Genomic DNA, 22889 nt, shown 5'->3' with positions numbered 1-22889 from the left:
TCAAATCCATAAAAAAACCTGCTCAAATGAATGAACAGGTTTTAATAAATTTTATAAATCAAAGAAATTACGAAGCAATTTCCAAACGCTTCAATAAATTTTTATTCAAGGTTTCCTTTGCATAATCTACATCAATTTCTAATACTTTATCATCAGAACTTGGTAATTCGTACATCGCATCAGTTAAGATAGCCTCACAAAGCGAACGCAATCCACGAGCTCCTAATTTGTATTCTAATGCTTTATCTACAATAAAATCCAAAGCTTCATTGGTAATAGAAAATTCTACATCATCCATTAAGAACAACTTTTGATATTGTTTGATTAACGCATTTTTAGGCTGTGTTAAAATAGCTCTTAATGTTTCTCTATCTAAAGGATCCATGTGTGTCAATACTGGCAAACGACCAATGATTTCTGGAATCAGTCCAAAATCCTTGATATCTTTTGGAATAATGTATTGCAATAAGTTATCCTTATCAATATTATCTACATTTTTTGAAGTCGAATAACCCACAGCCTGACGGTTCAAACGTTTTGAAATAATACGTTCTACTCCATCAAAAGCACCACCTGCAATAAACAAAATGTTTTGGGTGTTTACTTCTACAAATTTTTGGTCTGGATGTTTACGTCCTCCTTTTGGTGGTACATTCACCACAGTTCCTTCTAATAATTTCAATAAGGCTTGTTGCACACCTTCTCCTGAAACATCACGAGTTATCGATGGATTATCGCTTTTACGAGCAATTTTATCTATTTCGTCAATAAATACAATTCCGCGTTCGGCTTTAGCTACATCATAATCGGCAGCTTGTAAAAGACGTGTCAAAATAGTTTCAACATCTTCTCCTACATAACCAGCTTCTGTTAAAACCGTAGCATCTACAATAGCCAAAGGAACGTCTAACATTTTAGCAATAGTTTTTGCTACCAATGTTTTTCCAGTTCCTGTTTGTCCCACCATAATGATGTTACTTTTTTCAATCTCTACCTCATCGTCTAGCTGCTGTTGCATCAAACGTTTGTAGTGATTGTAAACCGCTACCGACATTACTTTTTTAGTCTGGTCTTGCCCGATTACATACTGATCTAAGAAAGCTCTAATTTCTTTTGGTTTTTGCAAAATCAAATCACCAACTAATTTTGAACTTCCGCTTGATTTCAATTCTTCAAGAACAATTCCATGAGCTTGTTCGATACATCTGTCGCAAATGTGCGCATTAATTCCAGCAATCAATAAATTGGTTTCTGGCTTTTTCCTTCCACAAAACGAACATTCTAATACTTCTTTTGCCATTCTTTTAAGTTAGAAGTTAGAAATTAGAAGTTAGAAGTCCCTATTCGTACCTCTAACTTCTAATCTCTAACTTTTGTTTATCCTCTTACCAATACTTCATCAATCATTCCGTATTCCTTAGCTTCATCAGCTTTCATCCAGTAATCACGCTCACTGTCTTTGTGTACTCTATCAAAAGTTTGTCCTGAATGTTGAGAAATAATATGATACAATTCATCTTTTAGTTTCAACATTTCGCGTAAGTTGATTTCCATATCCGTTGCAACTCCTTGTGCTCCTCCTGATGGTTGGTGAATCATTACTCTTGAATGTGGTAAAGCCGAACGTTTACCTGCTGCTCCTGCGCACAACAATACTGCTCCCATAGAAGCTGCCATTCCTGTACAAATAGTTGCTACATCTGGTTTGATGTATTGCATCGTGTCATAAATTCCTAATCCTGCGTAAACACTTCCTCCTGGAGAGTTCAAATAAATTTGAATATCCTTAGAAGCATCAGCACTTTCTAAGAAAAGCAATTGCGCCTGAACGATGTTTGCAATTTGGTCATCAATTCCTGTTCCCAGGAAAATGATTCTGTCCATCATTAATCTTGAGAAAACGTCTAATTGCGAAACATTCAACTGGCGTTCTTCAATAATATATGGAGTCATATTAGTAGGATTCATTGCCGCTACGATTTTATCGTAATACATTGCATTTACTCCTTGGTGCTTTGTAGCAAATTTTTTAAATTCTTTACCGTAGTTCATGTTTTCTTTAGGTTATAAGTTATAAGTTATGAGTTTTACGCAATAATGAACATTAAACTCATAAATAAAAGAGCGTCAAAAAATATCTTTTGACGCTCAAATATACTTATTTTTTATTATTTAGTCTTTGTAAAAAAATCATAAAGTTATCAAGATATTCTTTTCAAAATTATTCACTTCTAACTTCTAACTCCTTACTTCTAACTTTAAATTTATTCTCCGTAAGAAGCAGCAATAAATTCATCGTAAGTCACTTCTTTAGTTGTTGGGTTTGCTTTTTCTTTGAACAATTCCAATAATTTTTCAGCAACTACCTGATCAGAAAGTCTTTTTACTTCGTCCTGATTAGACAAAACTCTAGCTACAATTCCTTGAACTTCTTCGTCAGAAGGATTTGTTTGCCCAAATTGTGCCATTTGTTGACGGATATTTTTAGCAGTAAAAGTTTTTAAGTCTTCAAAAGTGATTTTGATATCATTTTGAACCAAAGCTTTTCCTTCGATTAATTGGAAACGCAATCCTTTTTCAGAACGTGCATATTCTACTTCAGCTTCTTCTGGAGATAATTTTTTCTCCCCTACAGTTTGCAACCATTTTTTAAGGAATTCAGAAGGCAATTCGAATTTTGTGTTTTCGATTAAAAACTCAGTAACATCACCTAATAATTTTTGGTCTGCTTGTTGAGCAAATTGAGTTTCAGCGTCTTCTTTAATTTTTCCTTTCAATTCTTCTAATGAAGCCACATTTCCTTCTCCGAACAATTTATCGAACAATTCCTGGTTCAATTCAGCTGGCTCAGAAACAGTAATTGCTTCAATAGTAAAATCTACATCAATTGCTAAACCGTGAACGTTATCATGACCTACTTTTAAGTAATCCATCAATTGGTGATCGTCTTCAAATAAACCGCTAGTGTTTACAGTAACAACATCCCCAACTTTTTTACCAATGAATTTATCAGCAGTAGCTTTATCTTTGAAAATATCTAAAGTGATCGTAGTTGTGTTACCAATTCCTTCCGCTTCGTTAGTAAAGATTCCTTTAATATCAGAATTAGCTTCAACCTCTTCCTGAGGAATTGCATTACCAAATTGTTTTTGGATACGAGCAACCTGACCGTCGATTAATTTATCATCAGCAGTAACTACATATTTTACGATATCGTTTTTAGCATCTAAGTCTAATTCAAAGTTTGGCACTAAACCAATTTCGAATTCAAAAGTCAATTCTTCAGCTGACCAATCCAATTCTTCGTTTACTTTAGGAAGTGGAGTTCCAAGAAGATTTAATCTTTCAGATTGAATATAACGCTCTAAAGCCAAGTCAACAACTTTCTTAACTTCTTCTTTTTTAATCTCTCTACCGTATTGTTTTTCAACTAAGTCTTTAGGCACAGCCCCTTTTCTAAATCCTTTTACTTGCGCTAAAGGCATTTTTTCGTTGATTCTTTTGGCTACTTGTCCTTTGTAATCCATGTGTACCACAGTCATTACAATGGTTTCAGTTACAGCATCAATTGCTACTCTTTTAATATCCATCTTCTTCTTTAATTTACATAATAAAATTGGGTGGCAAAATTATAAAATTTTCACAAGCCAACCAAGCTTTTTTATTTATTGAATTTCAAGTAGTTCAAGATGTTTAAACAAGGCTTTATTATTGTAATTACAATTGAATGTTGACATTGAAATTGATTTTACCAATTTGTAAGAAAAAATAAGTATATTTGAATTTAAAAATAATCCCATATTTATCCTTTTCTAGAAACTTTTACCTCACAAATAACAACCAATGAAAAAAATAGCATTTACAATACTAGCGGCATTAATTTCTCTAACATTTTTTGGACAAGAAATTACAGGACAATGGAATGGCGTTTTAAAAGTTCCAGGAGCACAATTAAGGCTTGTATTTAATATTGAGAAAACAGCAAATGAAATCAGCGCGACTATGGACAGTCCGGATCAAGGAGCCAAAGGAATTCCTGTAAGCAGTAGTAGTTTTGAAAATTCGGTTTTAAAAATCGGAATCAGTCAGGCACAAATTGAATACGAAGGAACCTTAGGAAAAGACAATATCATTGTGGGTAATTTTAAACAAGCTGGGCAAAGTTTCCCTTTGAACTTATCAAAAGAAAAAGTGGAGAAAGAAATACCTAATCGACCACAAGAACCTAAAAAACCGTATTCCTATTATTCCGAAGATATCATTTTCGAAAATAAAAAAGCAGGAATCACTTTAGCCGGAACACTAACATTGCCTAAACAAGAAGGCGTTTTCCCAGCAGTAATTTTAATTAGTGGCAGCGGACCTCAAAACAGAGACGAGGAATTATTGGGTCACAAACCATTTCTTGTACTTTCTGACTACTTAACAAAAAACGGAATTGCCGTTTTACGCTATGACGACAGAGGATTCGCTGCCTCAAAAGGCGATTTTAAAACCGCTACTACAGCAGATTTCGCCACAGATATTGAAGCGGGAATAGCATACTTAAAAACCAGAAAGGAAATTAATAAAAGTAAAATTGGCTTAATCGGACACAGCGAAGGTGGCATAATTGCACCAATGGTTGCTACTCAATCCAAAGACGTGGCATTTATTGTTTTACTTGCAGGAACAGGAATTCAAGGCGACCAATTGCTTTTATTGCAACAACAATTAATTGGGAAAGCATCTGGAATGAGCGATGAGGATTTACAAAAAATTAAATCAAACAATACAAAAATATTTGACATCACCAATAAATCTACAAGCACCGAGCAATTGCAAACCGATTTAACCAACTACTTCAAACAAAATCCCAATACTGAAAAACCAGCAGGAATGACTGATGAAGAATTTGTAAAATTGCAAGTGCAGCAAATAGCAACACCCTGGATGCATTATTTTATCAAATACGATCCTGCACCAACATTAGAAAAAGTAAAATGTCCCGTATTAGCACTTAATGGTGAAAAAGATTTACAAGTACCTCCAAAAGAGAATTTAGGAGCAATAAAAGAAGCTTTATCAAAAGGTGGAAATAAAAATGCAACTGTAATAGAACTTCCTAACTTAAACCATTTGTTCCAGGAATGCACAACAGGTTCACCACAGGAATATGCTACAATTGAACAAACGTTCTCTCCTACCGCCTTAACCGAAATAACAAAGTGGATACAAACTCAGGCGAATTAAAATTCCTCAACATGAACAAAATCTTTCTACTACTCTTGCTTATTTTTAGTCTCAATTGTTTTTCGCAAACCCAAGCTGAAATGAATCAGGAAGCCTACGCTTCTTATGACAAAGCAGACAAAAAACTAAATACTGTTTACCAAAAAATTCTAGTGAAATACAAAACAGACAAATTGTTTGTTACCAATTTAAAAAAATCACAACGCATCTGGATTAGTTTCCGCGATGCCGAAATGAACATGAAATACCCCAATTATCCGAAACAAAATTACGGAAGCATTTACCCAACTTGCCGTGCCGTTTATTTAACTGAATTAACAGAAAACCGAATTAAAACACTAACAACCTGGCTCAACGGAATTAATGAAGGAGATACTTGTGCAGGTTCTGTAAAAACCAATTAAATTCTTTTTTGAACCGTTACTAAATCCCCAACTGCAAGATTTCCTTGTTGTTGGGCGATTACATTTTGCCCAAAAATTACTTTTTTATCTACTTTCTTGTATTTTGACAACGTAAACAAAGGTTCTTTCCCCGTAAGAACACCGGTTTCAGGATCTACCATAGTCATGATACATCGGCTACAGGGTTTTACTCCATAAAAAGAAAGCGTTCCCATGGTAAATTCTTTCCAGGTTTCTTCTTCGTAGGCTTTTCCACCACTAAACACAAAATTAGGTCTAAAGCGGCGTATGGATAAAGCTTTATTCATACGAGAATTCAAATCATCCAATGAGGATTGTCCAATAATTAAAAAAGGAAATCCGTCCGAAAACGAAGTCACATCGTTTGGTGTAACGGAATAGTCCGCTTCCACTTTTCGTAAACTTTCATCAGGCATATAAACTAAACGAACGTTGAAACCTAAAATCTCACTGAACCATTGCGAGGCTTCCGGTCTTACTTCAAAAGCCGCAACAACATCTTCCCAAACTGTTACTTTAATACTAGTTTCCGTTTCCAGAAAAGAAGGATAAAGCGGAACAGCAATAGACACTTGCACCTCTTTATGAGAAATTCTTAGAAAATCACCTGCAATTTCTGGTTGAAAAAGCGCGAGTTTTGGATGTTCTCTTTGGGTAATAAAACAGTCATTTTCATCCACCAGCAACCATCTTCGATCGTGTTCTAAACCTCTGTCGGTTACTCTGGATTGCTGTAATGCAATTCCGCCCAATGATTTTACGGGATAAATCCAAATTTCTGAAAGCTGCAACATATAATTTACTTTTTCATCAAAAATACAAAATACAAACGAAGACTATTTTAATAATTAAAATTCAACCCAAAACCTACTCCCATATCACTATCATAATGTGTTGTAATTCCCATGTTTTTGCCCACAATATATTTAAATCCTGCCATATATTCCTTATCAGTATTGACCATAAAAGCCATTCGCAGGCGTTTTGAAACAGGAATATCTTCACGCATCAATTGAAAACGAATATTTCCATCATGATACACTTCTGCTTGTGCAACAACCAAAAGTGGCAACGTATAGTTCACACCTAAACTAAACTGCAGTCGTTTGTCTTTGGTACTTCTTTGTCCAAATAAATTTTCCTCCATTTCACCATGATCTAATTTTCGGTAACGCGCATCAAAACCGATGAAAGGCATCAACCATTGATTTCTCCCGATATATCTTCCAATATGCGTTTCGGATTCATAACCATGATGATCCTTATACCCCAATCGCCACTCGGTACCAAAACTCCATCTTGCATTTTGCAACATCGCCATACCATCATTTCCATTGGTAGCAAAATCATTTTCTGCCATAAAATGCGACATATTACTTTCAGCTTGCAATTTCTTATACGCTGCTTCTTTATTAGGCAAAAGAGGATTTTCTGCTGAATTTTCATAACTAAAAACCCGATTCATTCCCGCCATCATGTGATACAGAATATGACAATGAAAAAACCAATCACCATCTGCATTTGCTTCAAACTCTATCACATCAGTTTCCATTGGCATAATATCCAAAACGTTTTTCAAAGGAGCATAATCTCCCTGACCGTTCAGCACTCTAAAATCATGACCGTGTAAATGCATTGGGTGACGCATCATCGAATTATTGTATAACGTAATCCTAACATTTTCTCCTTTTTTAATCAAAATTTTATCGGTTTCCGAAAGTACCACATTATCCATACTCCACACATAACGGTTCATATTTCCTGTCAATTCAAAACGCAATTCACGAACAGGAGCATCCTCAGTAAGTTTAGTTTTTACAGTCGATTTTAACATTGAATAATTTAAGGTTACAATATCAGATTTTTTAGAATCCATTGCGTGAGCTGAATGATCCATTTCATCATCCTTATTCATTTTCGAATGATCCTCTTTTGAACTTCCCGAAATTTCTGGATACATTACGGAATTCATATCCATTTTTTGCAGACTCATTTTCATACCCATATCATTCATGGTTCCATCCATATTCATCATGTCGTTCATCATTTTCATGCCTTCAAAATATTTCAATTTAGGCAAAGGATGTGCAGCTTTCTTAACCCCTTCTCCTATGTAAATAGAAGTCGATTGCGTTCTGTCTTCTGGAGTGGCTAAAAAGGCATAGGAAATATTTTTCTCCGGAATGGTCACAATTACATCATAGGTTTCAGACACAGCAATAATCAATCGATCTACTTCAACGGGTTCCACATCGTTCCCGTCATTAGCCACTACAGTCATTTTTCCACCAGCATAAGTTAACCAAAAATAAGATGATGCTCCTGCATTTGAAATTCGCAAACGCACTTTATCGCCTGCTTTAAATTGAGACAACTGACTTTCATTCTGACCATTGATTAAGAATTTATCATAATATACATCACTCACATCCATAGCCAACATTCGCTTCCATTCGTTGGTTAATTTGGTTTTAAAATGTCCTTCTTTTATTGCTTCTGCATAACTTTGAGTAGTTCCTTTTTTTATAGCAAACCAATCCGAAGCATTATGCAACATTCTGTGCACATTGTCTGGATTATAATTGGTCCATTCACTCAAAGTAATGGGAACTTGTGGAATATCATCAATACCTTTTCTAAAGGTTTCGTCTTCTGGTTTTTTCTTCAAAATCAATGCACCATACATTCCTATTTGTTCCTGCATTCCAGAATGGCTATGATACCAATGCGTTCCATTTTGAATTATTGGAAAAGTATATTTATGCGTCGTTCCAGGTTCAATAGGCATCTGAGTCAAATAAGGAACACCATCTTCTTTATTAGGCAAAAATATGCCGTGCCAATGCAAAGAAGTGCTTGTTTTTAATTTGTTATGCACATAAATCTCAGCGGTATCTCCTTCGGTAAAAGTTAGTGTTGGCATTGGAATTTGACCGTTTACAGCAATGGCATGTTTTGATTTATTAGCAAAAGTTACTATTGTATCATGAACAAACAAATCGTAACGTACCTTTTTCGAAATAGTTTTTGGTAAAACTTTCTTTTCTACAACGGTGCTTTCTTTTGGCAAATCAGCTGGTTTGGTTGGTTCACTCTTAGACACCTCAACTTCTTTTTTAATCTTTACAGGATTTTTAGAAACTGACTTTACCGGGATATCTTTTTTAACGGCTTCTTTTTTAGCTTTCTTAGCTTTTACTTTCACCAATGCCATTCCACATTTAGGACAATCTCCGGGTTTTGCTTCGTGAATTTCAGGATGCATAACACATGTATAATAAAAATCTTGAGCTAATTTTTTTTCTTGAGCATTTACAAACTGACCAATAGCAAAAAAACAAAGTAGGTATAATATCTTATCCATGATTTCTAAAATTTTAAAGTTCTTAATCGCAACGCATTCGCAATTACTGAAACTGAACTAAAACTCATTGCCAGAGCAGCAATCATTGGCGAAAGCAAAATCCCGAAAAACGGATATAAAATCCCAGCAGCAATAGGAATTCCCAGCACATTATAAAAAAATGCAAAAAATAAATTCTGACGAATGTTTTTCATCACCGCATGACTCAGTTGTTTGGCTTTTACAATTCCTTGCAAATCGCCTTTAACCAAAGTAATCTTGGCACTTTCAATCGCTACATCGGTACCCGTTCCCATTGCAATCCCGATATCGGCTTGCGCCAAAGCCGGTGCATCGTTAATTCCGTCTCCCGCCATCGCCACAATCTTACCTTCAGCTTGCAATTTCTGAATAAATTTAAGTTTGTCTTCTGGCAAACAACCTGCCTGAAATGAAGTCAAATGCAATTGATCTGCCACCGCCTGAGCTGTGTTTTTATTATCTCCAGTAAGCATTATCACTTCAATTCCCTGATTCATCAAGGTTTTAATTGCAACTGAACTACTTTCTTTTATTGCATCAGTGATCGTTACAAATCCCACAGCAGTTCCATTCACAGCAATATAAGAAACTGTTTTACCAAGTTTTTGTTCTGCAATAATTTGGTTTTCCAATGCGTCCGAAACTATAGCTTTCACTTCTTCCATTAATTTTTTATTTCCCAAAGCCACTTTTTTATGAGCTACCGTTCCCAAAACTCCTTTTCCAGTAATCGATTCAAAATCTTTTACTTCTAATAAAGTGGTGTTTTTCGCTTTCGCAAAATTTACTACGGCTTGTGCCAAAGGATGCTCACTATACTGATTGAGTGAAGCAATGTTTTGCAACAAATCATCCTCTTGATTAGTAGACGAAAAAACTTTTTCTACCGAAGGCATTCCTTCAGTAATTGTCCCTGTTTTATCGGTAATTAAAACATTTACCTTATCCATTTTTTCTAAAGCTTCCGCATTTTTTATCAACACTCCAGATTGTGCACCTTTGCCCACACCCACCATAACCGACATGGGCGTTGCTAATCCCAAAGCACAAGGACAGGCAATTATTAAAACCGCCACAGCATTGATAAATCCATAAATTAAGGCGTTTTCTTCGGGGCCAAATTTTGCCCAAATAAAGAATGTAATTGCAGCTATCCCAACTACAATTGGCACAAAATATTTCGAAGTACTATCGGCCAATTTTTGGATAGGCGCTCTGGAACGACTGGCATCATTCACCATTTGAATAATTTGCGAAAGCAAAGTTTCCGAACCTACTTTTTCAGCTATCATCACAAACGATTTAGTACCATTTATAGTTCCTGCAACGACCGAATCATTTATTTTTTTATCCACTGGAATCGGTTCACCAGAAATCATCGACTCATCAATGGTACTTTCTCCTTCGGTAATTTTTCCGTCTACCGGAACTTTATCGCCTGGTTTTACACGCAACAAATCGCCTTTTTTTATATCCTGAATTGAAATAACGGTATCTATTCCATTGAATACTAAAATGGCTTCCGTTGGCGCTAACTTTAATAATTCTTTAATCGCACCGCTGGTTTGATTGTGCGCTCTGGCTTCTAATAACTGTCCCAACAAAACCAAGGTCAAAATCACCGTAGTCGCTTCAAAATACAAACCTACATGCCCCGAATGGTTTTTGAATTCATGCGGAAAGATTTCTGGAAAAAATAATCCCACTAAACTGAATACGAAAGCTACTCCCGAACCAATTCCGATCAGGGTAAACATATTCAGATTCCAGGTAATTATGGATTTCCAAGCGCGTTGAAAAAACATCCAACAAGCGTAAAAAACTACAGGAAGTGACAAAATAAATTGTACCCAATTCCATGTTTTCATATCCAGCACATGCATCAAAGGATTATTTGGAATCATATCTGACATGGCAATAATGAAAATAGGAATGGTAAACAACAATGCAATTTTCATTTTGTGTACTAGATCCAGATAGCTTTTGTTTTCTTCTTCTCCAGTAGCTTCAATTGTAACCAAATCCATTCCGCAAACGGGACAACTTCCTGGTTCGTCATAGACTTTATCGCCTTCGCAAAACATTGGACAATAGTATTTCCCAACTGCATTTGGTGGCGGTGTTGGAGCAACTGTTTCAGTTGCTTTTAATTTTAAATCATTGGGATTAAAAACCTTTATCGTATAATTTCCAGCCGAAGTAATTACTTCTTGAAATTGTATAGTTTGAATGGGTTTTTGCATCGAAATTTCAGCTTTTGGAGGATTTAAACTGACCTCAGCTTCTACTCCTTCAATACTATTAAGTGCATTTTCAACTTTAGTTCGACAAGAATTACAATGCATTCCATTTATAGTGTAGGTATATTTCATTTCTTAAGACATTTAATTTACATTCCAAATTTCGAAATAAAAACAACCAATAAGATTACACAATTATGGAAACGATTTGCATCATTTATAATTCATCTATCTGTTTTCTTTTTTTGTCTTTCAGTTGTTTGAATTGTGTGGGCGTTATTCCCGTAGTCTTTTTAAATTGATTACTCAAATGAGCTACGCTACTGTAATTCAACTGAAAAGCAATTTCGCTCAAACTAAGCTCGTTGTAAATCAATAATTCTTTTACTTTTTCTATTTTTTGAGCAATAAAATAATGCTCGATTGTAATTCCTTCGGTTTCCGAAAACAAATTACTCAAAGCACTATAATCCTGTTTTAAATCTTCGACAATATGACTAGACAAATTGATTTTTAGTTTTTCATTTTGATGATGAACCAAATCAACAATTAAGTTTTTTATTCGCTCAATGGTCTTACTTATTTTATCATCTAATAATTCAAAACCTAAAGCTTTTAGGTTTTCAGATAGCAGTTGTTTTTCTGTTTCTTCTAAATTTTTCAAAATTTCAACTTCTCCTAATTGTATCGAAAGTATCGGAATTTCCATTTTTTCGAATACTGTTCTCACTGCCATTTCGCAGCGACTACAAACCATATTTTTGATATAGACTTTCATTTTAAAATTATTTTTGAGCGATTTTTTAACAAAAAAATCCTAACTTAAAATGAAGCTAGGATTTTGATGAAATCAATTTTCGGGAATAAATAAATCGAAAAAAGATTATTTGATTTCTTTAATCATACCGCCACAAGTTAGCATTTCAGAACCATAATATGGGTTTCTGATTTCTTTTATTTCGCTAATCCAATAGCCGTTTTTCCCTTCATTGTACATTGGGCAATAATCCTGATATAATTTCTTGCTAGTTCCAAAAGTAGCAATCAAACTCGTTATATCTTTACTTAAAACAGCAAAGTACATTCGTTGTTGAACAATTTTCCCATCATTTGTAGCAATCAAACCGGCTTGTTTTTTAGCACTTTCGGTAATCGTTGTATATTTATCAACTAGTTTTGAATCTATTTTACTAGAATTAGTAGCCGAAACTGCTTTTTCAAAATCGTTAGCAGCTGCTGTAGCCTCTTTTGATTTGTCGTTTGCCAAAGCATTTTTTATTTTCAAATACCCATTAATAATTGCTTCGGTAGAAATGGATGCTTTTACGGCATCGCTAACAGGAACAATTTCTTCAGCAGCTTCGGTTTCTTCGGTTTTTGTTACTGTTTCTACTTCTGGATTTGGTGTTTGCTCCTCTTTGTTTTTTTGGTTACAACTTACCAAAACAACAGCTAATAAGATAGAAGAAAGGATTATTTTTCTCATTTTTAAAATTTTAAATAGTTAAATCTAATTGGTTACATTAAAAAAAGTGTACTCTAATTTCAGTAAAATGCTATTGGTACTTATTCGTTCCATGTCGCTATATATTTGGCGTCTGTATCCTAAATCGATTCGAGCCTGACTGTTTATAATAAACTGAATCGAAGGTACAACATCTAAATAAGATTTCCCATTTTGGTTCAATCGTTGCCCTAAAAATTCTAACATTGCATTGATATTCGTTTGTTTAAAACTAGTATATTTTTTAGGATACATCAATTGTCCAATCGAAAAAGTATAGTTCATTGCACTGTTGCTCCATTCGTCTGGAAAAATATTTCCCTGATTATTCAATGCTCTTTCATAACTAACCGTTGCACTTAAAGCGGTTTTGTTTATCAATTGAGTGGCAACAGCTCCAATTTCGTAACCCGAATTCATTCCCATTGTTTCTATGTCTTCCTGATGAATCTCGGCATTACTCGTACTTATTCTTCCATAAGCCGCTAGTCTAAAATGACTATGAAGATCATCAACCGAGAAAAAACGGTACTTAGCATACAAACTCCCTCCTTCAAGCATTAGATCCCCTTGCCTATTGCTCAAAAATGCCGAAGCATGAATCATCCAGTCTTTGTTAACGCCCCACATTAATTCGGGCATGTTATGGTAATTGTATCCATCAGTTTTCTTCAATGCAAATAAACTCATGTCTCTCACTCCTATTGAAGATGTGGGCATATTACTTGCAGGCTCGGTCATTACAAACAATTCTTGTGCATTGATTTGAAAGGACAATAAGCTTAATGAAAGTATTAGAAAATATCTCATCTAAATTGTTTTTACATAATAAGTTCCTTCCTGAGTGCCAAAACCAATATATTTCGAAAGCATCTTAGCTGACTTTTTATACTCTTTTTTCGTCACAAAACCACTATTCAATACTTTAAGTCTCAATTTTTCATTGACCGATTTTTCATCAGGACTTACAAAAATATAAGTGCCACTTGCATTTTTAAAACTGCTATTGTCTTTTGGCTCTACCTTATTAGCATCCATAGTTAAAATCATAGATCCCACAAAAAAACCTGTTTTTTCAATATTCAGTCGCAAGGCTTCAGGCGTAATTTTACTATTCGCTTTTAGGTTAACCACAAAAGTATTGTTGTTCAAATCAATCATTACTTTTTCTACTTCGGGCATTGCTTTCAATTGTTTGTTAATAGCATTCGAACACATCGAACAAGTTAAACCTGTAGCAATAATTTCAGCTTTCGAAATTTGAGCATACGAACTTGTAATGCCTAATAACATTACCAAAGCAATGAATCTTTTTAATACTATATCTGTTTTCATCTTTTTAAATTTTGAAATTTATCATTTTACTACAGTCTTTTGGAACACAAAATGACCAAAAGACCGTAGTAATAAAATGGAAAAATTAGTGCTTGTGCTCTTCTTTTTTAGCCGCTCCAGTAGCTTCTCTATCATATTGACAACAAGTATGCAGCTTTTTGTATTGTTCTTCAGTTGCTAAAAACTTATCACTATCATAACCCGCTTTAGCAATTCGGCTCAAAATTTCATCTGGATTTGTTTTGGACGAATCGTAAGTTAGTTTTGCTATTTTAGAATTAACATCCCATTCTACAGCAGCTACTTTTTTAATACTTCCAGCTGTTTCAATTTTCTTTTTACACATTTCGCAGTTCCCAGATATTTTTACGGTTTCCGTCTTTTTGTTTTTAATTTGTGCATTAACACTTATTGATAGCAATACCACAACTGCTATCATTATCTTTTTTAATGATTTCATGATTTTATATTTTTTAAATGAAAGAGTTAATTAATAACAGTAACATAGTCATAACAACTATCGCTCTTTTTAAATTAACCGAAAAAATGAATGAATTTGTAAAGCAAATTTGCTTTGAAACGGATATACCAATGGCTATCACGAAAGGAATTTAGCCTATTTTAGGTATCAACCAAAGACTAACATATCCATCAGAAGGGAAGGATACAGAATGAGAGAAATTTTGTTTTTGTTCTGAAAAGCTAAAGATAGCATTCGGAATTTCATAATGAATAGCTGTAGCAATTCCAATATTTACTGAAGAAACACTACACATAGATTGTCCGCATTTGCCAGAACAACTTTTGTCTTTTGATTCTTGAGATTTTGATTTTTTACTGCAGCAATCTTTTGTTTTTGTTTTGGAAGACATTTCCATTTTACAAGAATCATTTCCTGAACTCGATCCACATGCATACGCTGCACCAGGCATCAGGAAGAAACCCAGTAAAACAATTAATATGATGTAGATTTTATTCATTTTAAATTCTTATGAAGGACAAAATTAATGATTTTACTGCTTCAAAAGCAAAATCAGTTTTCATTTATGATTTTTTTATAGATTACTTTTTCTATTTATCTCCTAAAACAAGATTCACAAGAGACTGTGATACCGATAAGATGATACTAAATAACAAGGCGGTGAAAAATGTATCTACATCAAAACCACCCACAATATTATCACATAATATAATAATCAATCCATTAATGACTAACAAAAATAATCCAAGTGTAAGAAAGGTAATTGGCAAAGTAAATAACACCAAAATAGGTTTCACAAAAATATTAAGCAACCCTAAAACAATAGCGACAAAAAGTGCTGTAGTAAAACTGGCCACATGCACTCCTGTCATAAAATGCGAAATCAACAGAACTAAAATAGCTGTAACTAAAACTCTAACAATTAATTTCATTTGCGTTTGTATTTATTGCTTCAAAAATACTATTATTTTAAATTATACCCATTGGTTTAAACAAAGAAATTATTTCAATTCGAGAAAACCAACATTCTAAAATTTATTTTGTAACTCCTTCGGTAGTCATTACCACTCGTTTTATAGTTCCATCTGGATTGTATTCTAACTTATCAATACAAACTGATCTGCTGTAGCTTGAACCATTAGTTTGTATGGCTCCATTGTGATAAATAAAATAAGGTTGGCCTTTAAATTCTAAAATTGCCTGATGATTAGTATTGCTATTTCCTGCAATTTCATTTAGAATTCCTTTGTATTCATAAGGTCCTTCTATGTTATCTGCCATAGCATAAGCGATTTTTTCAGGAAAACCACTGGCGTAACTAAGGTAATATTTCCCATCCTTTTTATGAATCCAAGGCGCTTCGGTAAATTGAAATCCTTCGAAATCAATTTTCTTAATTGGACCGTCAATTTCAATCATGTTTTCTTTCAGTTTTGCGTAATAGCAAACTCCATTACCCCAAAACAACCAGGCTTGTCCATTATCATCAATAAAAACCGCAGGATCAATACAAGTCCAGGAATGCGTAGAAGCAAAACAATCGGCATTAGTCAATAAAGGTTTTCCTAATGCATCTTTATATGGCCCTTGTGGCTTATCGGCAACTGCGACTCCAATTCCGGAACCATTCGTACTAATGTACCAATAATACTTTCCGTTTCTTTTAATGGTTTGTCCCGCATAAGCATCATTGGTTTTATCCCATTTAAAATCTTCAATTTTTAATGGCACTGGATATTCCGTCCAATTTTTCAAATCAGTTGTTGAAAAAACCAACCAATCTTTCAATTTATACCCTTTTTGTCCTCCTTCAAAATCATGTCCGGTAAACAACCACAAGGTATCTTTTTCAACAAAAGCAGCTGGATCAGCCGTGAATTTATGTTTGATTATTGGATTTCCTTCTGCTTTAAAACGAAATGTTCCATCTTTAGCAGTCAATAAACTTTGAGGAACGCCGCCCCATTTTTCTTGTAATCTTATTGCTTCTTCTGTTGTAATTCCTAAAACGCTTCCATGTCTTGGAAAGAAATCTTTAGTAAACGATTCTGTTTTGGCTGTAAAATGATACAAATCTTTAGAACGTTGAAATTCATAACGTCCACTGGAATACAAATCATACATTAAGATATATTCGTCGCTGTTATTCAATTTAAAAACCGAAGAACCTTCTACATTTGTGTTTGTATCAGCATAAGCATCTAGATATTCGAAACTTTCTTTCCAAGGTCCCTGAAGCTTCTTACTCGTAGCCTGTTTGATACCGTTTTGGATTTCCTTTCCAGTTTCGTCTTTTGTATTTCCTTTGTAGAAAAAATGATAAGTACCATCTTTAAGAATAATATCGCCATCGATAGCACCATCTTTTGGACTAAACATTAGTTTTGGTTCTTGTTCAAAACCAGTAAAATCTTTATTGGCATAAGCACAATAGAAATCCAATTTTGAATTATAATTAAAACGAACTGTAAAATAAACCAGATACTTTTTTACTTTGGCATCATAAAAAGTCTGTGGAGCCCAAACCCATTTTATGTCTTTAAATTTCTTAGGATATAATTTCTCCAAATCAATTACTGATGATTTCCAATCCAAAAGATTTTTGGAATGCATCAAAACAATTCCCGGATTGTAATCCCAGCCATTTTTCTTAGTATTCATATCGGTAGCAACCATATAAAAACTGTTTCCATCTGCACTTCTAAGGATATGAGGATCACGAATCCCGCCAGTTTTTGAAATATCTTTTGATGGTATTATTGGTTCATTATTATTTAGCGCTTTCCAATTCACAGCGTCATCGCTTACAGCAAAACGCAATTGCTCTTGTTTTTCGGCTGGACCTTTGCCTTCAAAATAGGCAAAAAGATACCCTTTTAAATCTTTCTTTTGAGCACTTAAACTGAACACGCACAAAATGCTGAGTAACGCTATTTTAAATATCGACTTCATGTTTATTTTTTAGTATCAAATGAGAAATTAGTATTCCAATGTTTCGCTAAACGAAGTGCTTCTTTTTTAGTCAAATGAATCACTGAACCATGTTTTTGAACCGAAAAATTAGTTCGTTTCATCACGCCCTGATCAAAATGTCCAAGGTTAGTAAACGTTTTAAAATCGGTGGTTTCTGCAAAACCAAAATTATGTGGATTGACACTAAAAATATCGTACATCAAAACCCATTTATCTTCGCCAATACGTTTAAATACATTGGGAGCTTCGCATGATTTTTTTTCGAAATCAATTTGCTCAGGCTGGTATACATAACCGCTGTTTATTTTATCCGAAAATGCCATTTTAATGCCTCCCGGATTTTCCTGTGCTACATACATCATACAAAATCTTCCATCAGGCAGTTTTGTAATATCAGCATCTAAAATCTGCTTTGTACTATCCGGATATTCAAAAAGAATTTCTGGAGTTGTTTCTAATGCTGTAAAATCTTTATTCATATATCCATAATACAATTTCGTACGCCCTTTGCCTTTACGCATCGTAAAATAAATCATGATTTTTCCTTTCACTTCATCATAAATCAATTCGGGTGCCCAAACACAACCCACATTCAGTTCAGGATATACCTTATTGACATCCAAAATAGAATGTGACCAATGAATCAAATCTTTTGATTTCATCAACACTAAACCCCTGTTGTTTCCCCAATCATATTTCTCTTGCGGACGTTCCCATTCGGTATCTCTGTAACCTTTCTGTTTTCCATAAATATGCAAATCAGTCATTGCCATGTAAAAATAGCCATCATTACCACGCATAATATATGGATCACGAATTCCTTTTTGCTCAGCAATAGTATCTCCAGCAACAACAGGATTTCCAGAATTAACATCAGTAAATGTATAACCATCATTACTCAATGCAAAATACAATCCGTGGGTATCATCTTTGAAATAAGTCATTAAATAAGCACTCATTTTCTCTTTTGAAGATTGGTTATTTTTTACAGCACCACAACTTTGCAAAAGAAGAATTGTTAATAAACACAAAACAACTCTTATGGGGGCTATACGTTTCAAGAAATCAGGACAAACAGTAATAATCATTTTATTTTGGTTTGGTGGTTAATTACTTTTTTAATCTAAAAAAAATATCGGTTTCAAAGAACACAAACATAAGTGTTTTTTATACATTTATCAAGAATATAATTTTAAAATTTCTTCATAAAAAAACAGCAACTCGAAAGTTGCTATTTTGTAGTATTTGAAAACTAATTTAAAAACGAAATGACCATTTGATAAAACAAAGCTGGATTTTCGGCATGAAGCCAATGTCCGGCATTTGGAATTGTTTCTAGTTTCATTAATGGAAAATGAACGGCTATATCTTCAACATCCGAATCTAAAATATAATTGGAATTTCCACCACGAATAAAAAGTGTCGGTTTTTCAAAAACCAATTCTGATGGTAAAGCCACTCCTATTTCTTCAATTTTCTCATTAAAAACGGATAAATTAAAACGGAATGCCAATTGCCCTGGCTCCTGCCAATACAGGTTTTTTAGCAAAAATTGTTTTGTACCAAAATCAGTGATGTATTCACTTAAAGTGGCTTCCACATCGGCGCGACTTGGTTTAACCGAAAAATCTACAGCATTCAATCCCGCTAAAATAGTTTGATGATGTTGAGGATAAAACTTAGGACCAATATCGGCTACAATTAATTTCTCCACCATTTCTGGATATCGGGTTGCAAAAAGCATCGCAACTTTCCCACCCATTGAATGTCCCAGAATATTGATTGTTTGCAGAGCATGACCTTGACAATAATCAAAAACATCCTGAACCATTAATTCATAACTAAATGCTGAAGATTGAACACTTCGTCCGTGATTACGCATGTCAAGCAGGTGAACCTGAAAACCTTCATCAGCAAATTGCTGTCCTAAGGTTTTCCAATTGTCTGACATACCAAGAAATCCATGTATGATTAAAAATGGTTTTCCTTCTCCTTCTATTTTTGAATACAACATTTGATTTTAGATTTTAGATTGCAGATTTTAGATTGCAGAAAAAATCTCTGCTCAACCTTCAATCAATTGATATTATTTTAATTTTTGCAAATACATATTGACTACGTTTTCCAAGCCAAGGTACAAGGCTTCAGCAATTAAAGCGTGACCAATAGAAACTTCTAATAATCCTGGAATATTTTGCTTAAAAAACTGAATGTTATCTAAACTCAGGTCGTGTCCAGCATTGATTCCTAAACCCAATTCGTTTGCCAAAACAGCTGATTCCACATAAGGAGTAATTCCTTTTTCGTTTCCTAGGCTGTATTGATGTGCAAAAGCTTCAGTGTACAATTCGATTCTGTCCGTTCCTGTTTTTTTAGCCCCTTCAATCATTTCTAATGTGGGATCAACAAAAATAGAAGTTCTAATTCCGTTGCGTTGAAACTCCTGAATCATCTCCGTTAAATATGCTTGGTTTTGTATAGTATCCCAACCAGCAGAAGAAGTTATGGCTCCAATAGCATCCGGAACTAAAGTAACTTGTTCTGGCTTGCATTCGAGAACTAAATCGATAAAATTATGTTGTGGATTGCCTTCGATATTGAATTCGGTGTAAACAATTGATTTCAAATCGCGAGCATCCTGGTAACGAATGTGACGCTCATCGGGACGCGGATGAATGGTGATTCCTTGTCCTCCAAATTTTTGAATATCGGTGGCTACTTTTAATAAATCAGGAACATTACCTCCACGGGCATTACGTAAAGTAGCTATTTTATTGATATTTACACTTAATTTTGTCATTGGAATGCTTTTTGATTACGAAAAACTATAATTTGGTTACAAAAATACAAAGTAAAAGCTAGGCGATTTTGCCTTTTTTTGATTATTTTGCATAAAAATTGAGGACTCATACAAAATGGAAATTTCAAACTACATCACTACTGATTTCAAACCTATTGACAGCCAAGAGACTATTGGAACTGTTAGGGATTTTTTGGTCGATTTCAATTTTTCTCACTTTCCTATTGTTGAAGATGGTGTTTATATAGGAAGTATTTCTGCTGAAGATGTCGAAACTTTTGAAGAACATAAAAAAGTATCGGATTACAAATACAGCCTGGAAACGTTTTTTATCAGAACCTATTCGCTTTGGTTAGAAGTTTTAGAAGTTTTTGCTAAAAACCATTCTAATTTGATTCCGGTTTTAGACGAAAACAATAAATATGTTGGCTATTATGAAATGGAAGATATTATCAACTTTTTCAATCAAACTCCTTTTATAAAAGAACAAGGAGCGATTGTAAAGGTGAGTAAAGGAATCCTAGATTATTCGATGAGCCAAATTACCCAAATTGTAGAAAGCAACAACGGTAAAATATTAGGATTGTTTATTTCAGAATCCGATATCAGCACTGTAGAAGTTACGATAAAAATAACTTCAGGAGCTATCAATGAGATCATTCAGACTTTTAGAAGATACAATTACGAAATTATATCCGAACACCACGAAGACTCTTATATTACTAATTTAAAAGAACGTTCTGACTATTTAGACAAATATCTTAACATGTAACCCCAATGAAAATAGCCATTTACGGTCAATATTATCAAAATAGTACAGAACCAATTATAAAAGACATCTTTGTGTTTTTCAATAGAAATAACATCGAAATTGTCATCGAATCTCATTTTTTAGCTTTAATCCAGGAAAAAAAAATCATCGAAAAGGAATACAAAACCTTTTCATCTCATAGCGAATTAGATTCTAGTTTTGACATGCTATTAAGCATTGGCGGAGACGGAACTATTTTAAGAGCAGCAACTTTAGTTCGGGATTCGGGCATTCCTATTTTAGGAATCAATGCGGGAAGATTAGGTTTTTTAGCAACGGTACAAAAAGAAAATATTGATGAATTTCTACAAGTTGTTATTGATAAAAAATACACGCTTTCTAAACGAACGCTCTTAAGTTTAACTTCGGCACCAGAAAATGAAGCTTTAAACGATATTAATTTTGCAATGAATGAAATTTCGGTAAGCCGAAAAGATACTACTTCGATGATTACCATTGACACTTATCTTAATGGAGAAATCCTGAATTCTTATTGGGCTGATGGTTTGATTATTTCGACACCAACGGGTTCTACAGGCTATTCCTTAAGTTGTGGCGGTCCTATTTTAACTCCAGATGTAAAAAGTTTAGTGATCACTCCTATTGCTCCTCATAACCTTAATGCAAGACCACTTGTAATTCCTGATGAAACAGAAATTATGTTAAAAGTTTCTGGAAGAGAAGAAAACTACTTGGTTTCATTAGATTCCAGAATTACTTCGGTTAGAAATGAATCGGTTTTAACCATAAAGAAAACTCCATTTCAAATTAATATGGTCGAAATACCAACAGAAACTTTCTTAAAAACCCTAAGAAGCAAATTGCTTTGGGGAGAAGACAAAAGAAATTAATCTTTTTAAACTCCTCTCATACAATACAATCTAACTTTTCCGTTTAAGTAGAACAACACGAAGTCCCATTAAAATAAATTGACTATTTTTTTAAAAAAAGTAGATTTATTCTAATGGGCATTGATTCGTATTGATAATTATTATATTTGCAAGCAATTTTCTATGAAAATGAAAAAATTTTTAAGCACAATAGTCTGTTTATTTCTTGGCATAAGCCTACAAGCACAAATACATGAAATAGGAGTTTTTCTTGGCGGGAGCAACTATGTTGGCGACGTAGGAAAAACAACCTATATAGCTCCTAATGAGCCTGCTTTTGGTATTTTATACAAATGGAATAAGAGTCCTAGACATGCTTGGAGAATATCCTATTCTCAGTCAACCATTACTGCAAACGACCGAGATTCGGAAGAAGCAAGTAGAAGTCTGAGAGGCTATCATTTTGAAAATAGTATAAAAGAACTATCTTTAGCCCTTGAATTCAACTTTTTTGACTTCAATCTTCATACATTGCACCAAAAATTCACGCCTTATGTGACTTCTGGAATTAGTGCTTTTAGGTATGATGATTTGTATGTTGAATTAGGTGAAACCAAGAAAAACAAAGGAAAAAACTCCATTGCAATCCCAATGATTCTAGGAATAAAATCAAATATTTCTAGCCGACTTGTTTTAGCAGCCGAAGTTGGAGCTCGCTACACCTTTACTGACAATCTTGACGGAAGCAATCCTAAAGAAGAAAGTTTAAGTGCATTGCGATTTGGAAATTTAAATAATAATGATTGGTATGTCTTCTCTGGTATAACATTAACTTATACCTTTGGCGAAAAACCGTGCTATTGTGCAGAATAA

At 34.1% G+C, this 22889-nt stretch carries 22 protein-coding genes; 5 read left to right on the top strand and 17 right to left on the bottom strand.

Going from position 1 to position 22889, the window contains the following annotated elements; genetic code table 11:
• Positions 1-67: 67 nt before the first annotated feature.
• The 3 genes from clpX to AAGV33_RS04745 form a co-directional block, all read right to left on the bottom strand.
• Positions 68-1300 (bottom strand): ATP-dependent Clp protease ATP-binding subunit ClpX, encoded by a 1233-nt coding sequence (gene clpX / locus AAGV33_RS04755; RefSeq protein ID WP_373390804.1) that lies wholly within the window; start codon positions 1298-1300, stop codon positions 68-70.
• 77 nt (positions 1301-1377) lie between these two features.
• Positions 1378-2052 carry an ATP-dependent Clp endopeptidase proteolytic subunit ClpP gene (clpP, locus tag AAGV33_RS04750; RefSeq protein ID WP_373390803.1) on the bottom strand — a complete coding sequence of 225 codons (675 nt, stop codon included), beginning with the start codon at positions 2050-2052 and terminating at the stop codon, positions 1378-1380.
• Between the two features lie 212 nt (positions 2053-2264).
• Positions 2265-3590, bottom strand: coding sequence for a trigger factor (locus tag AAGV33_RS04745; RefSeq protein ID WP_373390802.1), 1326 nt, complete (start codon positions 3588-3590; stop codon positions 2265-2267).
• Between the two features lie 253 nt (positions 3591-3843).
• Between AAGV33_RS04745 and AAGV33_RS04740 the strand changes: the two genes are divergently transcribed.
• Together AAGV33_RS04740 and AAGV33_RS04735 are read left to right on the top strand one after the other, a co-directional pair.
• Positions 3844-5232 (top strand): alpha/beta hydrolase family protein, encoded by a 1389-nt coding sequence (locus AAGV33_RS04740; protein WP_373390801.1) that lies wholly within the window; start codon positions 3844-3846, stop codon positions 5230-5232.
• A gap of 11 nt (positions 5233-5243) precedes the next feature.
• Entirely contained in the window at positions 5244-5636 is a 393-nt protein-coding gene (locus AAGV33_RS04735) for a lysozyme inhibitor LprI family protein (protein ID WP_373390800.1), read from the top strand.
• Here the strand turns inward: AAGV33_RS04735 and AAGV33_RS04730 are convergent.
• From AAGV33_RS04730 to AAGV33_RS04665, 14 genes are all read right to left on the bottom strand, one after another.
• Positions 5633-6451 carry an MOSC domain-containing protein gene (locus AAGV33_RS04730; RefSeq protein WP_373390799.1) on the bottom strand — a complete coding sequence of 273 codons (819 nt, stop codon included), beginning with the start codon at positions 6449-6451 and terminating at the stop codon, positions 5633-5635. The two genes, AAGV33_RS04735 and AAGV33_RS04730, sit on opposite strands and share 4 nt — an antisense overlap.
• Positions 6452-6498: 47 nt before the next feature.
• Positions 6499-9021, bottom strand: coding sequence for a multicopper oxidase domain-containing protein (locus AAGV33_RS04725; protein ID WP_373390798.1), 2523 nt, complete (start codon positions 9019-9021; stop codon positions 6499-6501).
• A gap of 5 nt (positions 9022-9026) precedes the next feature.
• On the bottom strand, positions 9027-11414 hold the full coding sequence (locus AAGV33_RS04720) for a heavy metal translocating P-type ATPase (protein ID WP_373390797.1): 2388 nt from the start codon (positions 11412-11414) through the stop codon (positions 9027-9029).
• Positions 11415-11499: 85 nt separating this feature from the next.
• Positions 11500-12060, bottom strand: coding sequence for an AraC family transcriptional regulator (locus AAGV33_RS04715; protein WP_373390796.1), 561 nt, complete (start codon positions 12058-12060; stop codon positions 11500-11502).
• Positions 12061-12165: 105 nt separating this feature from the next.
• On the bottom strand, positions 12166-12768 hold the full coding sequence (locus tag AAGV33_RS04710) for a DUF3347 domain-containing protein (RefSeq protein ID WP_373390795.1): 603 nt from the start codon (positions 12766-12768) through the stop codon (positions 12166-12168).
• Between the two features lie 24 nt (positions 12769-12792).
• The gene (locus AAGV33_RS04705; RefSeq protein ID WP_373390794.1) at positions 12793-13596 is read right to left on the bottom strand and encodes a hypothetical protein; all 804 of its coding nucleotides are present in this window, start codon (positions 13594-13596) and stop codon (positions 12793-12795) included.
• Positions 13597-14121, bottom strand: a complete 525-nt coding sequence (locus tag AAGV33_RS04700) for a heavy-metal-associated domain-containing protein (RefSeq protein WP_373390793.1) — start codon at positions 14119-14121, stop codon at positions 13597-13599. It lies immediately after the preceding gene.
• 85 nt (positions 14122-14206) lie between these two features.
• Positions 14207-14581 carry a heavy-metal-associated domain-containing protein gene (locus AAGV33_RS04695; RefSeq protein ID WP_461782327.1) on the bottom strand — a complete coding sequence of 125 codons (375 nt, stop codon included), beginning with the start codon at positions 14579-14581 and terminating at the stop codon, positions 14207-14209.
• Between the two features lie 151 nt (positions 14582-14732).
• Positions 14733-15101 (bottom strand): hypothetical protein, encoded by a 369-nt coding sequence (locus tag AAGV33_RS04690; protein ID WP_373390792.1) that lies wholly within the window; start codon positions 15099-15101, stop codon positions 14733-14735.
• Between the two features lie 91 nt (positions 15102-15192).
• Entirely contained in the window at positions 15193-15534 is a 342-nt protein-coding gene (locus AAGV33_RS04685; RefSeq protein WP_373390791.1) for a phage holin family protein, read from the bottom strand.
• Between the two features lie 103 nt (positions 15535-15637).
• Positions 15638-17554: a family 43 glycosylhydrolase gene (locus AAGV33_RS04680; RefSeq protein WP_373390790.1), complete on the bottom strand. Its 1917-nt coding sequence runs from the start codon at positions 17552-17554 to the stop codon at positions 15638-15640.
• A 2-nt stretch (positions 17555-17556) separates the two neighbouring features.
• Positions 17557-18663, bottom strand: a complete 1107-nt coding sequence (locus tag AAGV33_RS04675) for a glycoside hydrolase family 43 protein (RefSeq protein WP_373390789.1) — start codon at positions 18661-18663, stop codon at positions 17557-17559.
• Positions 18664-18827: 164 nt separating this feature from the next.
• The gene (locus AAGV33_RS04670) at positions 18828-19589 is read right to left on the bottom strand and encodes an alpha/beta fold hydrolase (protein WP_373390788.1); all 762 of its coding nucleotides are present in this window, start codon (positions 19587-19589) and stop codon (positions 18828-18830) included.
• 72 nt (positions 19590-19661) lie between these two features.
• Positions 19662-20375, bottom strand: a complete 714-nt coding sequence (locus AAGV33_RS04665) for a pyridoxine 5'-phosphate synthase (protein ID WP_373390787.1) — start codon at positions 20373-20375, stop codon at positions 19662-19664.
• Between the two features lie 115 nt (positions 20376-20490).
• Between AAGV33_RS04665 and AAGV33_RS04660 the strand changes: the two genes are divergently transcribed.
• The 3 genes from AAGV33_RS04660 to porG all read left to right on the top strand — a co-directional run bounded on the left by AAGV33_RS04660 (position 20491) and on the right by porG (position 22889).
• Positions 20491-21147 (top strand): CBS domain-containing protein, encoded by a 657-nt coding sequence (locus tag AAGV33_RS04660; RefSeq protein ID WP_373390786.1) that lies wholly within the window; start codon positions 20491-20493, stop codon positions 21145-21147.
• Positions 21148-21152: 5 nt separating this feature from the next.
• Positions 21153-22037, top strand: coding sequence for an NAD kinase (locus AAGV33_RS04655; protein ID WP_373390785.1), 885 nt, complete (start codon positions 21153-21155; stop codon positions 22035-22037).
• A gap of 168 nt (positions 22038-22205) precedes the next feature.
• Complete coding sequence (gene porG / locus AAGV33_RS04650) at positions 22206-22889, top strand: type IX secretion system protein PorG (RefSeq protein ID WP_373390784.1); 684 nt, start codon at positions 22206-22208, stop codon at positions 22887-22889.

The organism is Flavobacterium magnesitis, assembly GCF_041729735.1.
In the GTDB taxonomy this organism is placed as follows: domain Bacteria; phylum Bacteroidota; class Bacteroidia; order Flavobacteriales; family Flavobacteriaceae; genus Flavobacterium; species Flavobacterium magnesitis.
Note: the sequence above shows the minus strand (reverse complement) of the source record. Positions and strands in the feature narration are given on the sequence as shown.